Genomic DNA, 4826 nt, shown 5'->3' on the forward strand with positions numbered 1-4826 from the left:
GTAGGGGTCGTCGGTGAGGGCCGTGGCCGCTCCGCGGGCACGCCGCAGGTGGGCGCGGGCGGCGTCGCGGTGGCCGAGTCTGTCGTAGTCGGCGGCCAGGTTGAGGTGAAGGGAGGGGTAGAACGCGCGGACGGCGAGCGCCCCCTCCCCCGAGGGGGTCCCGGCGACGGTGATCTCCTCCGCCGCCGTCAAGGCGCGCAGGTCCCAGGCCAGTTCGTCGGCGGGATCGTCCTGCGTGTCGGCCAGGTAGTGGGCGAGGGTGCAGCGGTGCAGCGGGTCGCCGTGCTCCCCGATCTCCGCCCACAGGTCCAGGAACCGCTGCCGGGCCTCCTCCCGGTCGCCGGCGTGGTGCAGCATGACGACCTGCCCGATCCGCGTCGGCACGGCATCCGGCACCGCATGTCCCTGTCGCTCCACGACCACGCCCTCCGCACCGCTCGCCCGCTGTTCCTCCCGACGCTAACCGCAGGCCGGGAGGATCCGGCTGAGGCCGCTCCGTACGTCGCCGGGGCGTGGGCCCGTCAGCCCAGGCTCGGAATCGTCCAGTCGATCGGCTCGTGCCCCTGCGCCGCCACCGCCGCGTTGATCTGCGTGAACGGCCGCGAGCCGAAGAACTTCTTCGCCGACAGCGGCGACGGATGCGCACCCTTGACCACCACGTGGCGCGACTCGTCGATCAGCGGGAGTTTCTTCTGCGCGTAGTTCCCCCACAGCACGAACACCGCCGGGTCGGGCCGGCCGGCCACCGCGCGGATGACCGCGTCGGTGAACCTCTCCCAGCCCCGGCCCTTGTGCGAGTTGGCCTCGCCGCCGCGGACCGTGAGCACCGCGTTGAGCAGCAGGACGCCCTGCTCGGCCCACGGCATCAGATAGCCGTTGTCCGGGATCGGCGTGCCCAGCTCCTCGTGCATCTCCTTGTAGATGTTCCGCAGGGACGGCGGGATCCGCACGCCGGGCCGGACGGAGAAGCACAGCCCGTGCCCCTGCCCCTCGCCGTGGTACGGGTCCTGACCGAGGACCAGGACCTTCACCCCTTCGTACGGCGTGGCGTCCAGCGCGGCGAAGACCTCCTCGCGCGGCGGATAGACGGGGCCCTTCGCCCGCTCCTCCTCGACGAACTCCGTCAGCTCCTTGAAGTAGGGCTGCTGAAGCTCGTCGCCCAGAACCCCGCGCCAGGACTCGGGCAGCATGGCGATGTCGGTCACGTCAACGTCCTCACGATGTGCGGTCACTTCCAGGCCACAGAACCTACCGCCGACCACTGACAACGTGCCGGGAAAGCCCGGGGACAACGTGCCGGGAAAGCCCGGTGCCCGCCCCGCCTACCAGGCGGTCTTGCGGTGCAGCTCCCACATCATCATGATCGTCGACGGGTCCATGGCCCGCTCCGCGCCCGAGACGTCCCGGCTCGCCGCCACGTACTGCCGGCCCTGCCACAGCGGCAGCAGCCGCGCGTCGTCCACGAGGATCCGCTGGGCCTCCTCGAACTCCTTCTCCACGTTCGCGCGGTCGCTCTCGCGGCGCGACCGGGGCAGCAGATCGCCGGTGATCTCGGGCGCCGGGTAGGGCGTTCCGAGGGCGTTCTGCTCGCCGACGAACGGTGCGATGAAGTTCTCGGCGTCCGGGAAGTCGGGGAACCAGCCACGCCCGAACACGGGGTACTCGCCCTTCCGGTAGCCCTCGACGTACGTCTTCCAGGGGCGGCTCTTCAGGGTGATCGAGAACAGGCCCGAGTCATCGAGCTGGCGCTTCAGCTCCTTGAACTCCGCGGCGGTCTCGGAGCCGTAGCGGTCGCTGGTGTACCAGAGGGTGAGCGGGACGCGCTGGTTGATGCCGGCGCCGGTGAGGATCTTGCGGGCCTTGGCGACGTCCGGGTCGCCGTAGTCGTCGAAGAAGCCCGTCGTGTGACCGGTGAGGCCCTTGGGGACCATGGAGTACAGCGGGTCGACGGTGTCCTTGTAGACCTTGTGGGCGATCGCCGCCCGGTCGACGACCTGGGCGATGGCCTGGCGCACGGCCTTGCGGTTCGCCCAGGAGTCCTTCGGGTTGAACACCAGGTAGTTGATGTCGGTGCCGGTGCCCTCGACGAGCTGGATCTCCTCCTCCGTGGAGGCCTTGCTCTGGAGATCGACCACGTCACCGGCGCCCAGGCCGCGGTAGGTGACGTCGATCTGCTCGTCCCGCAGGGCCTTGACCATGGCGCCGGAGTCCTGGAAGTAGCGGATGGTCACCGCGTCGTTCCGGCGCTCCGCGTAGCCCTTGTAGCTGTCGTTGCGGACGAGGACGGCTTCCTTGCCCTCGTCGTAGGAGTCGAGGGCGTACGGCCCGGAGCCCACGACGTCGCTGCCCTTGCGCAGGGAGTCCTCCGGGTAGGCCGCCGGGGAGACGATCGACATGGCCGGGGTGGCGAGCACGAACGGGAAGGTCGCGTCGGGCTTGTTGAGGTGGAAGATCACCTCGCGATCGTTCGGCGCCTGGACCCGCTCCAGGCTGCCGAGCAGACCGGCCGGGCCGCCGTTGACGTTGATCTTGCGGATCCGGTCGAACGAGTACTTCACGGCGCGGGCGTCGAGCGCGTCGCCGTTGGAGAACTTCAGGCCCTCGCGCAGCTCGCAGCGGTACACCTGGTTCGAGGAGTCGCTGAAGCCGCAGCTCTCGGCGGCGTCCGGCTGGGGCTCGCTCGCGCCGGTCGGATAGCTCAGGAGCGTCTGGTAGATGTTGCGGAACAGCTCCCAGGAGCTGTCCCAGGAGGCGGCAGGGTCGAGCGTGCTGGGGGCACTGGTGGTGCCCACGACGATCGGCCCTTCGTCCTCCGGAGTGTCGGACGACAGCACGCCGCATCCGGCGAGCAGGGACGATATGGACGCGATGGCCGCCACCCGCCGCAGGCATCGGTTCCGGTTGAACACGCGCACGCTCCTCGATCTGCCATACCAAGGGTCGGCAGACCATACCGCAGTGCCGTGCCCGCTGACCCGCCCCGGGACATCACCTCTTGATCGATAAACCTTTGACTACGTTGTCAGCGGCGTTTGCGGCGTTTTTACGCCGGCACGGGCGCCGCCTGTCCGCAGGGGCGCCCGTGCCGGGCCGTGCCGTCGCCGAGGTCAGCCCGTGCCGGCGTTGAGGAAGATGCCGCCGTCCACGACGAGCGTCTGGCCGGTGACCCAGTCGGACTGCCCGGAGGTGAGGAACGCCGCCGCGCCGCCGATGTCGGAGGGCACGCCGAGCCGGCCGAGCGGATAGGCCGCGGCGGCCTCCTCCTCCCGGCCCTCGTACAGGGCCGTGGCGAACTTGGTCTTCACGACGGCCGGGGCGATCGCGTTGACCCGCACCTTGGGCGCGAACTCGTGCGCCAGCTGCACGGTCAGGTTGATCATCGCCGCCTTGCTGACGCCGTACGCGCCGATGAACGGCGAGGGCGACAGGCCGGCGACGGAGGCGATGTTGACGATCGCGCCGCCGTTGTCCTTCTGCCAGGCGTGCCAGGTCCGCTGCGCGAAGCCCAGTGCCGAGACGACGTTGGTCTCGAAGACCTTGCGGGCGACGTTCAGGTCCAGATCGGCGATCGGACCGAACACCGGGTTCGTTCCGGCGTTGTTGACCAGGTAGTCGACGCGGCCGAAGGCCTCCATCGTGCGCTCGACGGCGGCGGCCTGGTGGGCCTCGTCGTGCGCCTTGCCCACCGCGTAGATCGCGCGGTCCGGACCGAGCCGCTCGACGGCTTCCTTGAGCGCGTCCTCGGTGCGGCCGGTGATGCACACGCGGTCGCCGCGCGCGACGAGCGCCTCGGCGACGCCGTAGCCGATGCCGCGGCTGGCGCCCGTGACGAGCGCGACCTTGCCGGAGAGTTCAGTCATGTCCGTGAGCTCCTGTGATCCCTAGTCGAGCGGTCCGCCGGCCACGTACAGCACCTGGCCGGAGACGAACCCGGCCGCCTCGCCGGTGAAGAAGGCGATGGCGTTGGCGATGTCCTCCGGCTCGCCGACGCGCGCCACCGGGATCTGGGTGGCGGCGGCGGCCTTGAAGTCCTCGAAGCCCATGCCGACGCGCTCGGCGGTGGCCTTGGTCATCTCGGTGGCGATGAAGCCGGGGGCGACGGAGTTGGCGGTGACGCCGAACTTGCCGAGCTCCTTGGCGAGGGTCTTGGTGAAGCCCTGGAGGCCGGCCTTGGCGGCCGAGTAGTTGACCTGCCCGCGGTTGCCCAGGGCCGAGGACGACGACAGGTTGACGATCCGGCCGAAGCCCGCGTCCACCATGTGCTTCTGGCAGGCCTTGGACATCAGGAAGGCGCCGCGCAGGTGCACGTTCATGACGGTGTCCCAGTCGGAGACGCTCATCTTGAACAGCAGGTTGTCGCGCAGCACGCCGGCGTTGTTGACCAGGATCGTCGGCGCGCCGAGCTCCTCGGCGATCCGCGCGACGGCCGCCTCGACCTGCGCCTCGTCCGAGACGTCGCAGCCGACCGCGATGGCCTTGCCGCCGGCGGCGGTGATCTTCTCGACGGTGTCCTTGCAGGCCGCCTCGTCGAGGTCGAGTACGGCGACCGCGCGACCCTCGGCTGCCAGCCGTACGGCGGTGGCGGCGCCGATCCCGCGCGCGGCACCGGTGACGACGGCGACCCGCTGCTCAGTGGTGGACATGGCTGCTTCTCCTCAGGTGAGCGACCGCTTAGTACCTTCAGTGGGTGTGACGCTAGAAGCCCTGGCACGCGGTGTCAACGGGCGCGCTCGGCATGTGATCCATTACCCGTGCCCACCCTGCCCGGCGGCGCCTTCCGGGACACCCGATCGGCCTACGGCCGCGCGCCGCCGGGCAGGGTGGGC

The 4826-nt window shown here is 70.2% G+C and carries 5 protein-coding genes; all 5 read right to left on the reverse strand.

What is annotated here, in order from left to right; genetic code table 11:
• Window positions 1–423 (reverse strand): hypothetical protein (locus CCL05_RS34465; protein ID WP_086564581.1); only part of this gene is annotated, 423 nt, incomplete at its 3' end.
• Window positions 424–521: 98 nt separating this feature from the next.
• Window positions 522–1205, reverse strand: a complete 684-nt coding sequence (ung, locus tag CCL05_RS34470) for a uracil-DNA glycosylase (RefSeq protein WP_086564582.1) — start codon at window positions 1203–1205, stop codon at window positions 522–524.
• A gap of 117 nt (window positions 1206–1322) precedes the next feature.
• A complete protein-coding gene (locus CCL05_RS34475; RefSeq protein ID WP_167409671.1) occupies window positions 1323–2909 on the reverse strand; it encodes an ABC transporter substrate-binding protein in 1587 nt (528 codons plus the stop codon).
• 198 nt (window positions 2910–3107) lie between these two features.
• Window positions 3108–3860, reverse strand: coding sequence for an SDR family oxidoreductase (locus tag CCL05_RS34480; RefSeq protein ID WP_086564584.1), 753 nt, complete (start codon window positions 3858–3860; stop codon window positions 3108–3110).
• Window positions 3861–3881: 21 nt separating this feature from the next.
• A complete protein-coding gene (gene fabG / locus CCL05_RS34485) occupies window positions 3882–4643 on the reverse strand; it encodes a 3-oxoacyl-ACP reductase FabG (protein WP_086564585.1) in 762 nt (253 codons plus the stop codon).
• Window positions 4644–4826 lie beyond the last annotated feature (183 nt).

Source organism: Streptomyces africanus, assembly GCF_002150735.1.
Classification (GTDB): Bacteria; Actinomycetota; Actinomycetes; order Streptomycetales; family Streptomycetaceae; genus Streptomyces; species Streptomyces africanus.